The organism is Actinocorallia sp. A-T 12471 (assembly GCF_033875155.1).
Taxonomy (GTDB): domain Bacteria; phylum Actinomycetota; class Actinomycetes; order Streptosporangiales; family Streptosporangiaceae; genus Actinocorallia.
In genome coordinates this window covers 718,356-736,091 of sequence record NZ_JAWZTE010000001.1, presented here as the reverse complement: position 1 = coordinate 736,091, position 17,736 = coordinate 718,356, and the positions used below count along the sequence as shown (strand labels likewise).

The 17,736-nt window shown below is 71.7% G+C and carries 18 protein-coding genes; 12 read left to right on the top strand and 6 right to left on the bottom strand.

The features are described 5' to 3' along the window. Window positions 1-5 precede the first annotated feature (5 nt). The 5 genes from ligD (R9X44_RS03470) to R9X44_RS03450 all read left to right on the top strand — a co-directional run bounded on the left by ligD (R9X44_RS03470) (window position 6) and on the right by R9X44_RS03450 (window position 4,144). Window positions 6-962 carry a non-homologous end-joining DNA ligase gene (ligD, locus tag R9X44_RS03470; protein WP_319812467.1) on the top strand — a complete coding sequence of 319 codons (957 nt, stop codon included), beginning with the start codon at window positions 6-8 and terminating at the stop codon, window positions 960-962. Beyond that, entirely contained in the window at window positions 955-1,821 is an 867-nt protein-coding gene (ligD, locus tag R9X44_RS03465) for a non-homologous end-joining DNA ligase (protein WP_319812466.1), read from the top strand. The genes ligD (R9X44_RS03470) and ligD (R9X44_RS03465) overlap by 8 nt, the downstream gene beginning before the upstream one ends. A 72-nt stretch (window positions 1,822-1,893) precedes the next feature. Beyond that, window positions 1,894-3,129 carry an FAD-dependent oxidoreductase gene (locus R9X44_RS03460; protein WP_319812465.1) on the top strand — a complete coding sequence of 412 codons (1,236 nt, stop codon included), beginning with the start codon at window positions 1,894-1,896 and terminating at the stop codon, window positions 3,127-3,129. 23 nt (window positions 3,130-3,152) lie between these two features. After that, window positions 3,153-3,332, top strand: coding sequence for a hypothetical protein (locus R9X44_RS03455; protein WP_319812464.1), 180 nt, complete (start codon window positions 3,153-3,155; stop codon window positions 3,330-3,332). 182 nt (window positions 3,333-3,514) lie between these two features. Beyond that, window positions 3,515-4,144 carry a TetR/AcrR family transcriptional regulator gene (locus R9X44_RS03450; RefSeq protein ID WP_319812463.1) on the top strand — a complete coding sequence of 210 codons (630 nt, stop codon included), beginning with the start codon at window positions 3,515-3,517 and terminating at the stop codon, window positions 4,142-4,144. Window positions 4,145-4,181: 37 nt separating this feature from the next. Here R9X44_RS03450 and R9X44_RS03445 read toward each other — a convergent pair whose 3' ends face one another. Beyond that, window positions 4,182-5,864 (bottom strand): serine/threonine-protein kinase, encoded by a 1,683-nt coding sequence (locus R9X44_RS03445; protein ID WP_319812462.1) that lies wholly within the window; start codon window positions 5,862-5,864, stop codon window positions 4,182-4,184. Between the two features lie 143 nt (window positions 5,865-6,007). On the opposite strand from R9X44_RS03445, the gene R9X44_RS03440 reads away from it, so the two are divergent. The 5 genes from R9X44_RS03440 (at window position 6,008) to R9X44_RS03420 (ending at window position 11,247) form a co-directional block, all read left to right on the top strand. Next, on the top strand, window positions 6,008-6,832 hold the full coding sequence (locus R9X44_RS03440; protein ID WP_319812461.1) for an alpha/beta hydrolase: 825 nt from the start codon (window positions 6,008-6,010) through the stop codon (window positions 6,830-6,832). After that, window positions 6,825-7,388: a TetR-like C-terminal domain-containing protein gene (locus R9X44_RS03435; protein ID WP_319812460.1), complete on the top strand. Its 564-nt coding sequence runs from the start codon at window positions 6,825-6,827 to the stop codon at window positions 7,386-7,388. The genes R9X44_RS03440 and R9X44_RS03435 overlap by 8 nt, the downstream gene beginning before the upstream one ends. Window positions 7,389-7,728: 340 nt before the next feature. Continuing rightward, complete coding sequence (locus tag R9X44_RS03430; RefSeq protein ID WP_413774906.1) at window positions 7,729-9,204, top strand: DEAD/DEAH box helicase; 1,476 nt, start codon at window positions 7,729-7,731, stop codon at window positions 9,202-9,204. 184 nt (window positions 9,205-9,388) lie between these two features. After that, window positions 9,389-10,261, top strand: a complete 873-nt coding sequence (locus R9X44_RS03425) for an alpha/beta hydrolase (protein ID WP_319812458.1) — start codon at window positions 9,389-9,391, stop codon at window positions 10,259-10,261. A gap of 80 nt (window positions 10,262-10,341) precedes the next feature. Then, window positions 10,342-11,247 (top strand): oxygenase MpaB family protein, encoded by a 906-nt coding sequence (locus R9X44_RS03420; RefSeq protein ID WP_319812457.1) that lies wholly within the window; start codon window positions 10,342-10,344, stop codon window positions 11,245-11,247. Here R9X44_RS03420 and R9X44_RS03415 read toward each other — a convergent pair. Genes R9X44_RS03415 through R9X44_RS03405 form a run of 3 tightly spaced genes read right to left on the bottom strand, consistent with a single transcriptional unit; the run spans window position 11,244 to window position 13,544 of the window. Further along, window positions 11,244-12,131, bottom strand: a complete 888-nt coding sequence (locus tag R9X44_RS03415) for a PD-(D/E)XK nuclease family protein (protein WP_319812456.1) — start codon at window positions 12,129-12,131, stop codon at window positions 11,244-11,246. The genes R9X44_RS03420 and R9X44_RS03415 overlap by 4 nt on opposite strands. 3 nt (window positions 12,132-12,134) lie before the next feature. Continuing rightward, on the bottom strand, window positions 12,135-12,833 hold the full coding sequence (locus R9X44_RS03410) for an MBL fold metallo-hydrolase (RefSeq protein ID WP_319812455.1): 699 nt from the start codon (window positions 12,831-12,833) through the stop codon (window positions 12,135-12,137). A gap of 60 nt (window positions 12,834-12,893) precedes the next feature. Continuing rightward, window positions 12,894-13,544 (bottom strand): DUF6758 family protein, encoded by a 651-nt coding sequence (locus tag R9X44_RS03405; RefSeq protein WP_319812454.1) that lies wholly within the window; start codon window positions 13,542-13,544, stop codon window positions 12,894-12,896. Between the two features lie 80 nt (window positions 13,545-13,624). Between R9X44_RS03405 and R9X44_RS03400 the strand changes: the two genes are divergently transcribed. After that, complete coding sequence (locus R9X44_RS03400; protein ID WP_319812453.1) at window positions 13,625-13,996, top strand: NUDIX hydrolase; 372 nt, start codon at window positions 13,625-13,627, stop codon at window positions 13,994-13,996. Between the two features lie 44 nt (window positions 13,997-14,040). After that, window positions 14,041-14,802 (top strand): hypothetical protein, encoded by a 762-nt coding sequence (locus tag R9X44_RS03395; RefSeq protein ID WP_319812452.1) that lies wholly within the window; start codon window positions 14,041-14,043, stop codon window positions 14,800-14,802. Between the two features lie 9 nt (window positions 14,803-14,811). Here R9X44_RS03395 and R9X44_RS03390 read toward each other — a convergent pair whose 3' ends face one another. Together R9X44_RS03390 and R9X44_RS03385 are read right to left on the bottom strand one after the other, a co-directional pair. Beyond that, entirely contained in the window at window positions 14,812-16,719 is a 1,908-nt protein-coding gene (locus tag R9X44_RS03390) for a CPBP family intramembrane glutamic endopeptidase (protein ID WP_319812451.1), read from the bottom strand. Between the two features lie 37 nt (window positions 16,720-16,756). Continuing rightward, complete coding sequence (locus R9X44_RS03385; protein WP_319812450.1) at window positions 16,757-17,701, bottom strand: CoA ester lyase; 945 nt, start codon at window positions 17,699-17,701, stop codon at window positions 16,757-16,759. Between the last annotated feature and the right edge of the window lie 35 nt (window positions 17,702-17,736).

The window sequence follows — 17,736 nt, the reverse complement described above, 5'->3', positions numbered from 1 at the left end:
TCCCCGTGGATGTGCTGGAGCCCATGCTGGCCACCCCCGGGGAGATGCCCGACGACCTCGACCACTGGGCCCTGGAGCTCAAGTGGGACGGCGTGCGCGCCATCAGCCGTGTCGAGGGCGGCCGGGCCCTGATCTTCGGCCGCCGGGGCACCCCGATCACCGCCTCGTATCCGGAGCTCGGCGCGCTCGCCGACCTCCTGCCAGGGCACGACGCGGTCCTCGACGGCGAGATCGTCGCCTTCGAGGGCGGCAAGCCCTCCTTCGCCCGCCTGCAACGCCGGATGCACGTGCGCGCGCCCACCGCGGCCCTGGTCCGGGCCGTGCCGGTGCGCTACGTCGTGTTCGACCTCCTGCGCCTCGACGACCGGTCGCTCCTCGACGTCCCCTACCGGCTGCGGCGCGCCGCCCTCGAGGACCTGGAGCTCGCCGCGGGGCCCGTGGAGGTCCCTCCGCACCTGCTCGCCGAGGACCGTGAGCAGGTGGACGAGCTGCTCGCCTACACGGCCGAGGAGAGCCTCGAGGGGCTCGTGGCCAAGCGGCTCGACTCGCGCTACACCCCCGGACGCCGCAGCTCGGCCTGGATCAAGATCAAGAACCTGCGGACGCAGGAGGTCGTCATCGTCGGATGGCGTCCCGGGCAGGGCCGCAGGTTCGGCGCGGTCGGCTCCCTGCTGTGCGGCGTGCACATCGACGGGGAACTGCGCTTCGCCGGGCACGTAGGCACCGGCTTCTCTGACGACTTCCTTGACGAACTCGCCCTGCTGCTCAAGCCCCTGGAGCGCTCCACGTCCCCGTGCCACGGGGAGATACCTCGCACGGTCGCCAAGGACGCCCACTGGGTCGAGCCTCTGCTGGTCGGGGAGGTCGCCTTCACCGAGTGGACGCCCGACGGGCGCCTGCGCCACCCGTCCTGGCGCGGCCTGCGCTCGGACAAGAGCCCCGGAGAGGTCATCCGTGAGTGACGCCCAGAACAAGGTCCAGGTCACCATCGAAGGCAGGAAGCTGTCTTTGTCGAACCTCGACAAGCCGCTCTACCCGCACTTCACCAAAGGCGAGGTGATCGACTACTACACGCGGATCGCCCCTGTCCTGCTCCCCCATCTGCGCGACAGGGTCGCCACCCGGCTGCGTTTCCCCGAGGGCGTGGACGGCCTGCGCTTCTTCGAGAAGAACGCGCCGCGAGGCACCCCCGAGTGGGTGCGGACCGAGACTGTGCAGACGCCGGGCGGCCGCAACGAGTCCGTCGAGTTCGTGGTCATCGACGACCTGGCGACGCTCGTGTGGTGCGCGAACCTCGCCGCGCTCGAACTGCACGTCCCGCAGTGGCGGATCGGCCGCAGGACCGACCTGATGGTCTTCGACCTCGACCCTGGCGAGCCCGCGACGTTCTCGGCCTGCTGCGAGGTCGGCCTCCTACTGCGCGACGTCCTCGCCGAAGACGGCCTGGACGCTTATCCGAAGAACAGCGGCAAGAAGGGCCTGCACCTGTACGTCCCCGTGAAGGACAGGCAGGTGGACGACACAAGCGCGTACGCGAAGCGGGCGGCCGAACGCCTCGCCAAGGAGCACCCGAAGTACGTGGTCAGCCGGATGGACAAGAGCCTGCGCGGAGGCAAGGTGTTCGTGGACTGGTCACAGAACAACCCGGCAAAGACGACGGTCGCGCCCTACTCGCTGCGCGCCGCGCCGGAACCGCGCGTCTCCACTCCGCTCACCTGGGAGGAGGTGGAGAAGGGCGAGCCCCTGCCTTTCACCGCGGAAGACGTCCTGGTCAGGGTCGCCGAGATGGGCGATCTCCTCGCGCCGCTGGTGCAGGGCTGAGCGACCGCGCGAACACACCCGCTGTTGTGGAAAACCCGCGCACGAGCCGTCACGCTCCGCCACCATTGCGGCATGGACTTCGACGTGATCGTGCTCGGCGGCGGCACCTCCGGCTCCCGCATCGCCGCCGGGCTTGCCGACGCGGGCCGCGCGGTCGGCCTCGTGGAGTGCCGCGCCGTCGGCGGCGACCGCATCCGTGAGCGCTGCGCGGCGCTCCAGCAGGCGGCCGAGCGGGGCGACGCCTGGCGGCAGGCGGTGGCGCTGCGGGACCTCGCGGGCCATCCGCCGCGCATGCCGGCCGGCGTGACGGTCCTTGAGGGCATCGGCCAGATCGCCGGACCGGGCCTGGTGAAGGTCTTCGGGCCGGAGGACGCCGCCGCGCACGGCTGCCGCGACCTGGTGATCGCCACCGGCAGCGAACCGCTGCTGCCGGTCGTGCCTGGCCTGCTCGACGTGCCCACCTGGACCACGGCCGAGGCGCTGGGCGGCTTCGGCGTCCCCCGTCGTCTGGTGGTGCTCGGCGACGACCCGGAAGGCTGTGAGCTGGCTCAGATCTACGCCACCTACGGCAGCCACGTCACCCTGGTGACCGACGAGCCACGGCTCCTGCCGCGCGAGGCCCCCTTCACCGGGGAGCTCTTGGCCGAGATCCTTCGCCGCACGGGGGTGCGGGTGCGCACCGACGTCCGGCCCGCGCAGGCCGAGCTGACCGACCTCGGGGTGCGGCTGCTGCTGTCGGACGGCACCGACCTGTACGCCGACCGGCTGCTGCTGGCGGCCGGCAGACGGCCCCGTGCGACCGGCCTGGGCCTCGAGCACCTCGGGGCGACCACCCTTGAGGCCGACGAGCGCTGCCGGGTCCTGGAGGGCGTGTGGGCGGCGGGCAGCGTCACCGGGCACCGGCACGCCTCACTCGAGCAGTCCCGGGTCGTCCTGGACAACCTGCTCGGCATGGAGCGCACCGCCGACTACCGGGCGCTGCCCAGGACCGTCCAGACGAGTCCTCCGGTGTGGGCGGCCGGCGCGGCCCCGTCGGAGGCCCTGACGACGGCGGGACGCGATCTTTCCGCCACGGTTCGGGCGGCATTGTCCCCGGGTGTGGTGGGAAGGGTGGAACTGTACGCCGACGCCAGGCGCGGGGTGCTGGCCGGAGCGGCCGCCGTGGGGCCGGGAGCGCCGGACTGGATGGCCGAGATCGCCCTGGCCATCAGGGCGGAGCTGCCGGTGGCGGCCCTGGCCGACGTGGTCCGCGCGGTTCCGACGTACGGTGAAGCCATAGAGCCCTCACTCCGGGAGCTTGCGAGATGACCGTCAGCGACGCAGGAGGACCGATGCCGGAACCGAAGATCTTCGACGCGACGCCCGAGGACGAGGCGGTCGAACTCCAGGACGAAGCACGGCAGGACGAGGAGGAGCTCGAGGAGCCGGTCCCCATGGAGGCCGACCCCGCCGACTCCTATGAGCAGCGCAGGGAGGTCGGTATCGACGAGGACGAGTACCGTTCGGCCTGACGCTTTGGCGGCCGGGTCGCTCGGGGGACGTGCGGAGTGCGCACGGCACTGGGACACAGGAGACCATCGCGAGCATTGCAGATAGGTGACCAGCAAGGTTACCGGCGCGTAGGATGATGGGATTGGGCAGCGGCACACCCAGGGCCGCTCAAGTTTGTTCCAGTACCAAGAGGAGCATGGTCGTGACCGCAACTCCGGACGCCCGACCCCGGGGCACCCGGCTGCCGCGGATGGCCCGCAGGCGGCAGCTGCTCGGCGCCGCCCAGGAGGTCTTCGTGGCGCAGGGATACCACGCCGCGGCGATGGACGAGATCGCGGAGCGCGCCGGAGTGAGCAAGCCCGTGCTCTACCAGCACTTCCCCGGCAAGCTCGAGCTTTACCTGGCGCTGCTCGACGAGCACGCCGAGGCCCTGGTGACGACCGTGCGCGACGCGCTCGCCTCCACCACCGACAACAAGATGCGCGTACAGGCCAGCATGCAGGCGTTCTACGACTTCGTCGCGGGCGACGGCGAAGCCTACCGCCTGGTGTTCGAGTCCGACCTGCGCAACGTCGCCCAGGTGCGCGCGCGGGTAGAACGCGCCAACCACAAGTGCGCCGAGATGATCGCCAAGGTGATCCAGGAGGACACCCGCGCGTCGGTCGACGAGGCGTACCTGCTGGGCATCGGCCTCGTCGGCATGGCCGAGGTCAGCGCGCGCTACTGGCTGTCGCAGCAGAAGGCGATCCCCAAGGAGACCGCCGAGAACGTGATCGCGCGGCTCGCCTGGCGCGGCATCTCCGGCTTCCCGCGCCCCACCGACCCCGCCTGACCTCCGCCCGCCCCCGGCCGGGGGCGGGCAGTCCGCGTCAGCGGCGGACGACGGCGGCGCGCACCCAGGGCGTCATCAGGTTCTCCACGGCCTTGTAGGACAGCCTGACCGACACCACTCGGCACGCCTGGGAGTGCTCCTCGGTGCCGAGGTACAGGTCTGCCCTGATCCCCCTGCTCTGCAGGACGGGCCGCAGCACGTCGTCAAGGGTCGCCTGCTCAAGGCGCAGGGGCGCTTCGGCGAAGCAGGCGGCGGTCTGCTTGTCGGCGGCCGCGGTGAGCTTCTGGCTGAGGCCGGGCAGCGACGTCGCAGGGAACATCTGCCGCGCCCCGATCGCCGCGCCGCTGCGCAGGTCGACGGTGGCCGAGAAACGGGTCCAGAAGTTCTTCGCCCAGTTGCCCGCCGCGGTGTCGGCGGGCTCGATCGTGTACTCGTAGGCGACCGACAGCAGGTCCTCGGTCTGGAGGCCGACCTTCGCCGCGACGACCAGGACGTCCTGGCCGTCGCGCTGGGGTCTCGCCTCGGCCAGGTGGCGGTCCACCGGCTCGCGCAGCGTCGCGTTGACCTTCTCGGCGACGATCGGGTCGGCGATCCCCACGACCGTCGGCACGGTGACCCGTTCGGTCGGGGTGTCCTCCTTGACGAACTCGACCGCCACCTTGGCCTTGACCGGGGGTCCCGCCTGCACGAGCGTCTGCTCGGGCTCGGGTGCGGGCTCCTCGCCGGACGCCGAATACACCATGAACCCGGCGGCCCCCGCGATCACCGCGGCGGCGGTGACGATCGACGCCTGCACGACCCCGATCCTGCCGAGCAGGCCACGGCTGCCGATCTGGCTGGCGAAGGTCGTCGGACGGGCGGTCGCCGTCCCGACGCGGGCGGCGAGGACGAGCCCCCCGGCGAACCCCGACGCGGTGGCGAGCGCCGCCGCGCCGCGCCGCTCCCAGTGCCGTCCGTACGCCTTGCGGGCGACCTTCTCGACCTGCTTGACGAACGCGAAGGCGTCCACGGGCCGCTGCGCGGGGAACTTGGCGAGGCCGCGCACGGTGAGCTCGCGCAGGTACTGCGGCACCCGCTCGACGGGCGGGGCGTTGTTCTGGTGCTGCTGCTGGAGGTCGCCGAGGTCGAAGGCGTCGAACGGCTTCATCCCCGCGATGCACTCGAAGAAGACGCAGGTCGCGGCGTACACGTCGGTCGCAGGCGAGGCCGGGCCGCCGGTCCACTGCTCGGGGGCCATGTAGGAGGGGGTTCCCGCGCGTCCTGTCTCCCCGTCGGGGACGGCGATCCCGAAGTCGACGAGCTTGCTTGCCCCGTCCGGCCCCACGATGACGTTGGCGGGCTTGTAGTCCCGGTGGACGATCCCCGCCGCGTGCGCGGCCCCCAGGCCCAGCAGGGAGCCCTTGAGGACGTACAGGGCCGCCACGGGCTCGAGCGCGCCGTGCTTGTCCAGGACGGCCCGCAGGCTGTGGCCCTCGACCGCCTCCATGACGATCGCGGCCTCCTCGCCGGGCCCGTCGAGGACCTGGTGGACCTCGGCGACGTTGGGGTCCTCGATCGAGGCGAGGATGTCGGCCTCCGCCTTGAGCTGCTCGGGCCGCTGCGTGACGTACTTGATCGCCCGGTATGCCCCGGTCATCTTGTCGACCGCGAGAACGACCCGCCCGTGGGCGCCGCTGCCCAGTTCGCGGATCTCGTCGTAACCGGGCGCCTGCCAGCTCATGGTCGTCCTCGGATGGGGGTGTAGGGATCTTGCCGGGGACCATTGTCCAGAAAATCCGGAACCGGTGTGGCCTAGATGGGGGTTGACGCCCTTGGCTAAGCAGCTTAGCTTTATGGCTATAGACATTAGCCAAGGAGGCGGGCATGACCGAGTACCTGAACGTCGAAGGCGGACGGATCTCCTACGAGGTCGCCGGAGAAGGGCCCCTTGTCGTGCTCAGCCACGGCATCGGAGACAGGCGACAAGCCTTCCGCTACCTCAGCGCCGCCCTGCTCGGGGCCGGTTACCGGGTCGCGTCAGTGGACCTGCGCGGGCACGGAGAGTCCGACACCGGATTCGCCAGCCATACCCGCGCCGACACCGCCGCCGACCTCCTTGCCCTCATCCGCCACCTGGGCGGGCCCGCGATCCTCGTCGGCCACTCCTTCTCGGCGGGCTCCGCGGCCCTCGCCGCCGTCGAAGGGCCCGAGGAGATCACCGCGATCGTCCAGATCGGCCCCGGCACCCGCACCCCCTCGATGCGCCTGCGCGACGTCTCCTGGCGCTTCGTCAAGGGCATGACCCTCATCCTGGGAGCCACCCTGCTGCGCAGCGTCCGGGTGTGGCGGCGCTACCTCGACCACGCCTACCCCGGCGTCCGCCCCGCCGACTACGAGGCGCAGATGAGCGCGCTTACGGCCAAGATGGCAGAACCGGGGAGGATGGCGGCCTTCGCGGCGATGATGACGTCCTCCGCGGCCGAGTCCGGCGCGGCCCTGCCTCGCGTCGCCGTCCCCGCCTTGGTCATCATGGGCACCATGGACCCCGACTTCACCAGCCCGCGCGGCGAGGCCGAGGACCTCGCCCGGATCCTGCCGCGCGGCGAGGCCGTCATGATCGAAGGCTCAGGCCACTACCCGCACGCCCAGCACCCGGCCGAGACCAACGCGGCGGTCCTGGGCTTCCTGAAGGCCCACGCCCTTGCCTAGGGCCGGCCTGTCCGCGGCCGCCGTCGTCGACGTCGCCATGGCCCTCCTCGACGAGGAGGGTCCCGCGGCGCTCACCCTGGCGGCCGTGGCGGGACGGGCGGGCGTCGCCACCCCGTCCCTGTACAAGCACGTGCGCAACCTCGCGGAACTGCGCGTCCTGATCTCCGTCCGCGTCATGGACGAGATGACCGAGCGCGGTACCGAGGTCCTGCTCGGCCGCTCGGGAGACGACGGGATCAGGGCGCTCATGGCCGCCTACCGTCAGTACGTCCTAGAGAACCCGCACAGGTACGCCGCGATGATCCAGCAGCCGGAACCCGCCATCGCCGAGGCCGCCGCACGCCTGGTGAACGTGTTCTTCGCCGCGATGCGCTCACGCGGCCTCGAGGGCGAGGACGCCGTCCACGCGACACGCTGCGTCCGCGCGGCGGTCCACGGGTTCGCGGTCCTCGAGTCCTCGGGCGGCTTCGGACTGCCGCAGAAGACCGAGGAAAGCTTCGCGCTGCTCACCGAGATGATCATCTCGGGCCTTCCCGCCGGTCAAGGGGCTAGTTGAGGCTCGAATCCCCGTCCTGACAACGCGATTTTCTGCTATGGCGGGGAGTGCGGGGCAAGAGGTACACTGTGTTGCAGAGTGTGACCGCGCGCCCCGCCGATTCAGCGTCATGGACAGTCCCGGAAATCAAGTCCCCGGAACGACAGTCCGCGAGTCGGCTCCACCCCGCGTACGCGGTCCACGCCGAAACGAAGACCGACGGCAGGTCCCTCCCGCGCGAGCGCGCGGCCGGAAACCAAGGCCTTTGCAGCGCCGCGCTCCCACGGTGCTTCCGGGGTGTTTGACCGCCGTCCTACTACGGAGGCTGGAAGCCCTGACTACCTTCACCGAACTCGGGGTCATCCCCGAGATAGCCGACGCCCTCGCGACCGAGGGCATCACCACACCCTTCCCGATCCAGTCCCTCGCGCTGCCCATCGCGCTCGAGGGCCAGGACATCATCGGCCAGGCGCGAACCGGCACGGGCAAGACGTTCGCGTTCGGCATCCCGCTGCTCCAGCGGATCACCCACGGCGGCAAGGCCCCCCAGGGCCTCGTCGTGGTACCGACCCGGGAGCTGGCCATCCAGGTGCACGACGACCTCACGCTGGCGGGCGGCAAGCTCGGCTCGCGCGTGCTGTCGGTGTACGGCGGCCGTGCCTACGAGCCGCAGATCGAGGCGCTGCGCGACGGCGTCGACGTCGTCGTCGGCACGCCGGGCCGGATGCTCGACCTGATCAAGCAGCGCCACCTCGACCTGTCGCAGGTCTCGGTGCTCGTGCTCGACGAGGCCGACCGCATGCTCGACCTGGGCTTCCTGCCCGACATCGAGCGGATCGTCGCCAAGGTGCCCGAGCAGCGCCAGACCATGCTCTTCTCGGCGACCATGCCGGGCGAGATCATGACCCTGTCGCGCAAGTACCTGACCCGTCCGACGAACGTCAGGGCCGAGGCGCACGCCGAGTCCGAGGCGCAGCCCAAGGTGCGGCAGTTCGTGTGGCAGGCGCACCAGATGGACAAGCCCGAGGTGCTCGCGCGCCTCCTGCAGGCCGACGGCCGTGGCCTGACCATGGTGTTCTGCCAGACCAAGCGCACCTGCGACAGGCTCGCCGCCGACATGGCACAGCGCGGCTTCGCCGTCGCCGCCGTGCACGGCGACCTCGGCCAGGGCCAGCGCGAACGTGCGCTGCGCGCGTTCCGGCACGGCAAGATCGACGTGCTCATCGCCACCGACGTGGCGGCGCGCGGCCTCGACATCGACGACGTCACCCACGTGGTCAACTACGAGTGCCCCGAGGACGAGAAGACCCACGTCCACCGGATCGGCCGCACCGGCCGGGCCGGCAAGGAGGGCATCGCGGTCACGCTGGTGGACTGGAACGACCTCCAGCGCTGGAAGCTGATCAACAAGGCGCTCGGGCTCGACTTCGCCGACCCGCAGGAGACGTACTCCACGTCCGACCACCTGTACGAGGCGCTGTCGATCGCCAAGTCCGTCAAGGGCACCCTCCCCAAGGACCAGCGCGAGCGCGAGGGTCTGAACGCCGAGGCGCTCGAGGACATCGGCGAGACCGGCAGGTCGCGCACCCCCAAGGTCAAGGCCGAGCGTGAGCCGCGGCCGCGCCGCGAGCGCACCAGGACCCGCACGCGCACCCGTCGGGGCGCGTCGGCGGACTCCGCGGCGGCTCCGGCCGCCGAGGCGGTCGCGGCCCCGGAGTCCAAGTCCGAGGCGATCGAGCCGGTCCGCAACGAGTCGGCCGAGGCCAAGCGGCCGCGCCGCCGCCGCACGCGGACCCGTCGTCCGGCCGCCGAGGGCACGGTGTCGGAGAACAGCTGAAAGTCCGGCCACGGCTGACCGGCCGGCCGGCGAACATCGGAATCCGCTTGATCCCTTTTTTGCGGGATCAGGCGGATTCTTGGCTTTCTGTGACGCCCCGGTGAGGGCGGCGCGCGTGCCGGAGGCCAAGCCCTTCCCCTTCGGGGACACGCAACGCGCCGCCCGGTTGGTAGGTTGAATCACCGTGAGTACGCCCCGGTTTCTGGACCTGCCCCCCGTCGTGCGCCGTACGACCCTGCGGACGGCGCGTGGCGAGTTCGCCGTGCTCGAGGCCGTGCCCATAGGCGAGCCGGAACGGCAACCCGCGCTCCTTGTGCCCGGATACACCGGCAGCAAGGAGGACTTCCTCGGCGTCCTGCAGACCCTGACGCGGGCGGGCCGCCGGGTCGTCGCCGTCGATATGCGCGGCCAGTACGAGACGGCCGGCACCCCGGACGAGCCGGATAACTACCGGCTTTCCGCCCTTTCCGCCGACATCCGGGCGCTCGCCGACAAGCTCGGCCCCGAGCCCGTCCACCTCGTGGGGCACTCCTTCGGCGGGCTCGTCACCCGTGAGGCCGTCCTGGCCGATCCGACGGCCGTCGCGTCGTTCACGCTGATGTCGTCGGGGCCCGGCGCGATCGCCGGGCAGTCGGCCGAGCGCGCGCACACGCTGCGTGAGGCGCTGAAGGTGCTCGGCATGGCCGACATCTGGGACATCAAGCTCGGCCCCGACGCCGTCGCGGCGGGCCGGCCGGGCCCGGTGATCTCGTTCCTGCGCGACAGGTCGCTGCGCACCTGCCCGCGCGGCCTGATCGAGATGGCCGGGGAGCTGCTGACCGCGCCCGACAAGGTCGAGGACCTGTGCAAGGTCTGCGACGACGCCGACCTGCCGATCATGGTCCTGTTCGGCGAGGACGACGACGCCTGGGACCCGCGCGTACAGGCCGCGATGGCCGACAGACTCGACGCGGTCCGCGTCGTGATCCCCGGCGCAGCACACTCCCCCGCCTGGGAGGCCCCCGAAACCACCGCCCACGCCCTCACCGACTTCTGGAACTCCGCCGAGCGACACTAAGCCCCATTTGTCGCATCGCGCTCTGTCGCGCTGGGGGTCGTAACGATACACTTACGTGACTTTGTCTCGTGGAGGTGGGGATGGCGGCTTCGGTGGCGGCTCCGGAGAGCGTGACGTGGCGGGTGCACATCGACCGGTCGATGTGGGTGGGCGGGGTGCGGAGTCTTATGCTCCAGGCGCTGCATCCCATGGCGATGTGGGGTGTGTGGCAGAACAGCAACTTCCAGGAGGACCCCTTCGGGAGGCTCCAGCGCACGGCCGACTTCGTCGGGGTCGCTACGTTCGGCAGCCCGCAGGAGATCGAGACGCTCGCGGCGCGGGTCCGCGGCATCCACCGCAGCCTGCGCATCCTCAACCACGACACCGGCAAGAAGGAGCGGCTCGACCAGCCAGAACTCCTGCTGTGGGTGCACTGCGCGGAGGTGTACTCCTACCTGGAGACCGCCCGACGGGCCGGGCTGCCCCTCACCGACGCCATGGCCGACCGGTACCTCGACGAGCAGCGGTACACCGCCGAGCACGTGGGCCTGCACGCCGAGGACGTCCCCGGCAGCGTCAAGGCGATGGAGGACTACTTCCGGGAGATGCGGCCGCAGCTGCGGGCGACCCGCGAGGCGCTGGAGACCGTCAAGTTCCTCGTGTGGCCGAACCTGCCGGAGAACCTGAGGTTCCTGTCGGCCGGAAAGCCCGCCTACTTCCCGTTCGGCGCGCTGTGCTACTACTCCCTGCCCAGGTGGGCGCGTGAGATGTACGGGACGCTCCCCGAGGTCCCCCAGCCCCTGGTGACTGCCGCGCTGCGCTCGTTCCGGCTCGCGGTGAACTCGATCCCCGAGAGCGTGCACGACTACGCGTTCATGAAGCCGACCAGGGACATGCTCGAGCGGACGCGGCGCAATCTGGAGGCCGAGGGCTACGACATGTCCAAGGGGCTGATCGGCCTGCGCGACCCGCGCCGCTGGCCCACCCGTACCCTGACGCCCGCCTAACGGCCTGCGGGGGCGTCCGCCAGTGCCGCCCAGGGCTCCTTGCGGGGAGCGGCGGCCTGTCCCTCGGGGCAGTGCCTCGCGTAGTCGCACCATCCGCACAGCGGCCCTGGGCTCGGCGGGAAGACCTCGTCGTATCTGGCGTGCTCGACCCCGCTCTCCGACGACCTGCGCTGCGCCGGGATACGGGTCTTGTACGCCTCGTCGGCTTCGGCGCACTCGGTGGCGACCTGCTCGGCGCGGCGAAGGTGCCGTCCCAAGGACTCCTCGGTGTGGTCCCACGCCGCGACGGTTCCCGTGGGCAGGTGGTGGAGCTCGACCGTCCGGCAGGGCCGCCGCAGGACCCGTGAGGCGGCGATCGCGTACAGGGCGAGGGCCAGGGAGCCGCGCGCGTCCTCGGCGGCGAGCGGGCGGCGTCCTGTCTTGTAGTCCACGACGGCCAGGGCAGCGCCCCGGTGGTCGAGCCTGTCGATCCGGCCGGAGACCGCGATCACCTCGGTGCGCGTGGCGACCGTCCGCTCGACCCCGGCCGGCTCCTGCGCCGGGTCGAGCCCCGAGGCGTACTCCTCGACCATCGACTTCGCCCGCTCACGCCACTCCTGCGCCTGCGCGGCGTCGCGGAACCCGTCGGTGAGCCAGCCGCGCGTCAGCAGCGTCCCGGCCGCCTCCGGCGTGCGTTCGGCGAGCGGAAGCCGCCAGTAGGCGGCGAGCGCGTTGTGCACCGCCGCGCCGACGCTGTTGTGCGCCCAGGGCGGGCCCTTGGGCGGCTGCGGCCGGTCCAGGTAGGTCATCCGGTACCGGCGCGGACAGTCGAGCCAGGTGTTCAGCCGCGACGGCGTACACGGGTAGAGCCGACGCGGCATGCCCTCCAGGCCGAGCTGCTCCACCCGTCAGGACTCGTCGGAGTCCGCGTCGGTGCGCGACAGCTCGTACCAGGACTCCCAGCGGTCGGCCTCCTCGCCGACGGCGGTCTCCGCGCCCTGGCCGGGCAGCACGCGGGTGTCGCGCGGAAGCTGGCCGAACTGGGCGCTGATGGAGTTCAGCTGGGTGTGCAGCTCGGGGTATTCCTCGCCGTACACGCCGGGACGGCCGCGCCACAGGGTGCCGCCGGTGAACAGGACCGACTCGCCCTCGCCGTACAGGGAGATGCTTCCGCCGGTGAAGCCCGGCGTGTGCAGGACCTCGAGCTGGACGTCGGCGATCTCGAACGCGCCGCCCTCCTCCAGGTACTGGTCCGGCTCCAGCGAGCGCAGGTCGTCGTCCTCGGTCTCCTGCGCGAGCTTGCGGAAGTAGGTGCGCCACAGCGGGCGGTCGGCGCGGTGCAGCATGATCGGGGCGTCGCCGCGCTCCTCGTCGGCGGAGACCTCGAGCACGGTGGACAGGATGTTGTCGCGCCCGTTGGTGCAGACCACTGCCATGACCTCGCGCCCGTCGACCGCCTTGAGCACGGCCTCGGCGTCGTTGGCCGGGTCGATGACGATCACCGCCTCGTCGTCCCCGACGATCCACGTGTTGGCCTCGACGGTCAGGACCTCGTCGTCGACGGTCACCGGGCCACTGGTCACCACAGATTCAATGCGCGCAGTCACGGCGGAAGCCTATCCCCCCTTCGCCCGGAAACGCACGGTCTACGGGAGGCCGCCCGCCCGTCAGCCGCCCTCCGCGTCGTCTTTCTGGGGGGCAAGCCGGGGGCAGGGCGCGCCGTAGGGGAGGTCGAGGTCCATGCCCGGCTCGCGAAGATCGGTGAGCTGGAGTCGGTCGAGGATCATGACGCCCGCCTCGGCGGGCCACAGCACGGCCCACAGCCAGCGGCCCAGCGCCTCGCCCGCGTAGACCGCACGGTCGGCGGGGGCCTGGACGGCCCAGAGCGGCACGGGACGGCCCTCGGCCGCCACTTTGGCGTCCGGAGGCCCGTCGTCGACCGCCGGGCCCGGATCAGGCCCGCTGAGGCCCGCGTAGTAGGCCCCGAGGCCCACGCCGACCTCCTCGGAGACCAGGAGCATGTCCGCGGGGCCCGCGGCCAGGCCGGGACCGGACAGCGCCACCCCCGCCGCGCGGACGCCTGAGCGTTCGTCTCCGGCCTTCACGAAGCCGGTGACGAGCCAGCCCGACGGCAACGGCCACGGCAGCCAGAGCGGCACCTGGGCGTCGCGGCGCGCCTCGGCGAGACCTTCCGCGCTCGGCGGGACGGGCGGGGCGAGCGGCAGCACGGGCCCGTGCAGCACGCAGTTCCAGTCGCCGCCCTCGCCGGGCGGGACCGCCGTTCCGCCGCAGCGGGGACAGAAGCGTTCGGAGCCCACGACTACTCACGGTCGCCGTTCGGCGGCGGCAAGTCAAGGGCGATTGCCTATTGAGTCCGGAAAGTCTTTTACTGGGGCGTATGCGATGTGTGGGGGCGGTGATCGTGCGGGACGGCGACCTGCTGCTCGTCCGGCGGGCCAACCCGCCCGGCGAGGGCCTGTGGTCGATACCCGGCGGACGGGTCGAACCCGGCGAGTCCGACCGCGACGCCGTCGTCAGGGAGGTGGCCGAGGAGACCGCCTTGTCCGTGGAACCCGGCGCGCTGCTCGGATCGGTGCAGATCGGCCCTTATGACGTCCACGACTACAGCGCGCGGGTGCTGTCCGGAGAGGCGCGGGCCGGAGACGACGCCTCGGACGTCCGCTGGGTCCCGCTCACCGGGCTCGACGACCTGCCGCTCACCGACGGTCTGAAAGCGGCACTCCTGCTCTGGGGAGTCATAGGCGGGTAAAATCAGACGCCCACCTGACAGTTCCACCCGAGGGGGCACCGCCGATGCAGCGTCTGGAGTTCCGGCAGGAACCGAGACAACGCCAGATCTACCTCTTCCTTGCCGGTGCCTACGTCATCATCGGCCTGCTCCAGTTCACCGTCTCCGCGTCCGGTAGCGGCGTCGTCTTCCTGATCCTCGCGGCGGTCTTCGTCTTCTACTACTTCCAGTTCGCGAAGTACGGGCTCACGCTGACGCCGCAGGGCATCACCATGGACGGCTGGCAGACCAGGACCTACGCCTGGCACGAGGTCGCCGCCATCGAGGCGGGCAAGTTCTGGTTCGCCGACCGCGTCACGCTGCGCCTCGCCGACGGCACGAAGCGGCGGGCCTGGGCCCCGGTGAACTACCTCGGCGCCAAGGACCCGCAGTTCGCGCTGAAGGTCCAGGGCCTCCAGCAGTGGCACGCCCAGTTCGCGGGCGTCCCGCCGCAGCAGCCCGCCTTCGGCCAGCCGGGACAGCTTGGCCAGCCGGGGCAGCCGGGGCAGCCGGGGCAGCCCCCGCAGGGTCTGCCGCAGCAGCAGCCGCAGTACGGCCAGCCGCAGCACGCGTTCGGGCAGCAGTTCGGCCAGCAGGCCCCGCAGCCGCCGTACGGGCAGCAGCCTCCGCAGGGCGCGCCGGGGCAGTACGGCCAGCCCCAGCAGCCGCAGTACGGGCAGCCGGGCCCGCAGGTTCCTCCGCAGCAGCCCTACGGGCAGCCGCAGCAGCCCGCGGGCGACTGGACCCAGGTCTTCGGCGTGGGCGACCGGCCCGACGAGCGCCGCTGACCCTCCGGGTCAGGACTCCTCGACGCGGAAGCCGTCCGGGCCCGTGACCGCCGCGAGCGGTTTCGGCTCGGGCGGCTCGCCGGGGGTGCGCACCGCCTCGTTCATGCGGCGGCGCAGCCACAGCACGACCGCCACGTAGAAGAGCAGCGGCGGAAGGTCGGCCAGCAGGATGTAGGCCGGGGCCCCGCCCTGGTCGAGCGCGCCTTCCAGTTCGCCCGCGAAGATGGGGACGGCGAAGGCCACGAGGTTGTTGAGCACGTGCAGGGCGATCGGCGCTTCCAGGCCGCCGGTCTTGACCGCGAGCCAGGCGCAGGCCACCGCCCACAGGCCGATGTCGACCATCGCCCAGCCGGTGTAGCCGTGCCCCGCGACGAAGACCGCGCTGGTGATGACGATCGCGGGCCACGGCGTACTGAAGACCTTGCCCAGCGCGCGGGTGAACCCGTTGCGGTAGGTACCGTCGGGACGGGCCAGCGTGCAGCCGCCGATCGCCTGCAGGAGCCAGCCGCGGAAGACGAACTCCTCGGCGGTCGCCTGGAACGGAACGAGCAGCAGCACCACGACGAGCGGCGCGACGACGGCCGCCCAGCCCGGGAACCCCGCGCCCTGCGACGGCTCGTCGTCGCCGAACAGCGCGGTGACCAGGACGAGCAGCCCGTAGGAGATGACGACGTATCCCACGGCGACCAGCGCGCAGACGCCGAGCCACTTCCAGCGCATCCGGCCGAGCACGGACACGACGGTCCCCGGGGGCCTTCTGGCGATCCCCCAGACGACGAAGAACACGAGCGGCAGCCAGACGGCGATGAGCGCGAGTTGCCCGGCGAGGTCGGCGACCGTCCCGCCGAACAGCCCTGTGCCGTCCTCGGTGAGCACCGGCTCCTCGCCGGTGATGAGCCACCGCGCGACGGTCCAGACGACGAGCACGATGACGGACACGACGAAGAGCCCGACCCCGAGCGTCAGCGTCCCGACGAGCGGCCGCCACCAGCGGTGCAGCCGGGTCCGGTCCATCCGGTGGAACGGCACCCCCGGCTCCGGCCCGACGAGCCAGGGCCCGGCCTGCCCGGGCACATGCACGCCCGGCACCAGATACCCCGGCCCGTACCCGGGCACCGCATAGGCCCCGGTCGCGTACTGACCTGGTTGCGCGTAAGCCCCACCCGCGCCCTGCCCCGAATACGGCGACGCGTACGGACCCGTCGCATACGGACCCGAAGCCGGAGCCGGACCAACCGCGTACGAGCCGGTCGCCCCTTGTCCCGGAGCCGACGCGTAGGGCCCCGTCGCGGGCGGAGACCCGTAAGGACCCGTCGCACTTGCTCCCTGAGCCGACGCGTAGGGTCCCGGCCCGTATGGACCCGTCGCGGTCTGGCTCTGAGGAGGCCCGTAGGAAGTCGCGGGAGGGGTTCCGTAGGAACCCGTCGCGCCGGGAGGAGCCGCGTACGGACCGTTCGCGGCCTCGCCCTGAGGGGGCGCGTAGGGGCCGGTCGTGGGCGGAGGCGCGTAGGAACCCGTCGCGCCGGGAGGGGGCGCATACGGATCGTTCGCGGCCTCGCCCTGAGGGGGTGCGTACGGGCCCGTTGCCTCCGGTCCTGGAGGAGACGGGTACTGGCCGGTTGTGGGAGGGGGCCCGTAGGGGCCTGGCGGGCCCGGTGGGGGCGGGTAGGGGACCGGCTCGTTGGGGAGGCGGTAGCCGGGGCTCGGGGGCACGGCGGGGAGCCGGTAGCCGGGGCCCTGGGCAGGGGGCGGGGCCTGCTGCGGGTGCAGCGGGTAGGTGTGCTCGGCGGGCCAGGACGCCTGCGGCTCCGGCGGGGCGAAGGACGGGCCGGGGTCCACCGGGGCCCAGGACGTGGCCTCGGGGGCGGCTGGCTTGTCCTCGCGTTCCGGGGGCGGCGCGTCCTCGGGTGGCTCCATCCCAGCAGCGTAACCGGCCCGCGGCACTCCCCGATGATCAGGTCCCGGGACGCTCGAACGCCTTCGTCCGGACGAGCCCGGCCGCCCTGCCCTTGGCCGCGACGACGAGCGCCATCTTCCGCGACGCCTCGTCGATCATCTCGTCGCCGAGCATCGCCGCGCCGCGCTTCTCGACGGTCGTGTAGTAGTCGTACGCCTCGAGGATCAGCTCGGCGTGGTCGTAGTCGTCCTGGGCCGGGGAGAAGACCTCGTTGCCCGCCTCGATCTGCGACGGGTGCAGCACCCACTTGCCGTCGTAGCCGAGCGCGGCGGTGCGGCGTGCGGCCCTGGTGAAGGCATCGGTGTCGCGGACGTTGAAGTAGGGCCCGTCGATGGCCTGGAGGCCGAACGCGCGGCACGCCATGAGGATGCGCATGTAGATGTAGTGGTAGGCGTCGCCCTCGGTGTATCCGGGCGGCTGCTCGCCGACGACGAGGGTCTTCATGTTGAGCGACGCCATGAAGTCGCCGGGCCCGAACACGAGGGTCTCCAGGCGGGGCGAGGACGCGGCGATGGCGTCGACGTCGATGAGGCCGCGCGCGTCCTCGATCTGGGCCTCGATGCCGATGCGTCCGGGTTCGAGGCCGTTCGCCCGCTCTATCTGGGTGAGCAGGGTGTCGAGCCACTGCACGTCCGCGGGGCGGGTCACCTTGGGCAGCATGACGCAGTCGAGCGCGTCGCCCGCGCCTTCCACGACCTCGATGACGTCGCGGTACGTCCACTCGGTGTCGAGCGCGTTCACCCGGACGACCCTTACCTTGTCTCCCCAGCCGCCGTCACGCAGCGCCGCTACGACGAGCTTGCGCGCCTCGGCCTTGGCGTCGGGCGCGACGGCGTCCTCCAGGTCGAGGAAGATCTCGTCGGCGGCCAGTCCGCGCGCCTTGTCGATGAAGCGCGGGTTGCTCCCGGGGACGGCCAGTGTGGTGCGTCGCGATCGCTGCATGTGCCGGAGGCTACCGACCCGCCCGCCCGCCCGTA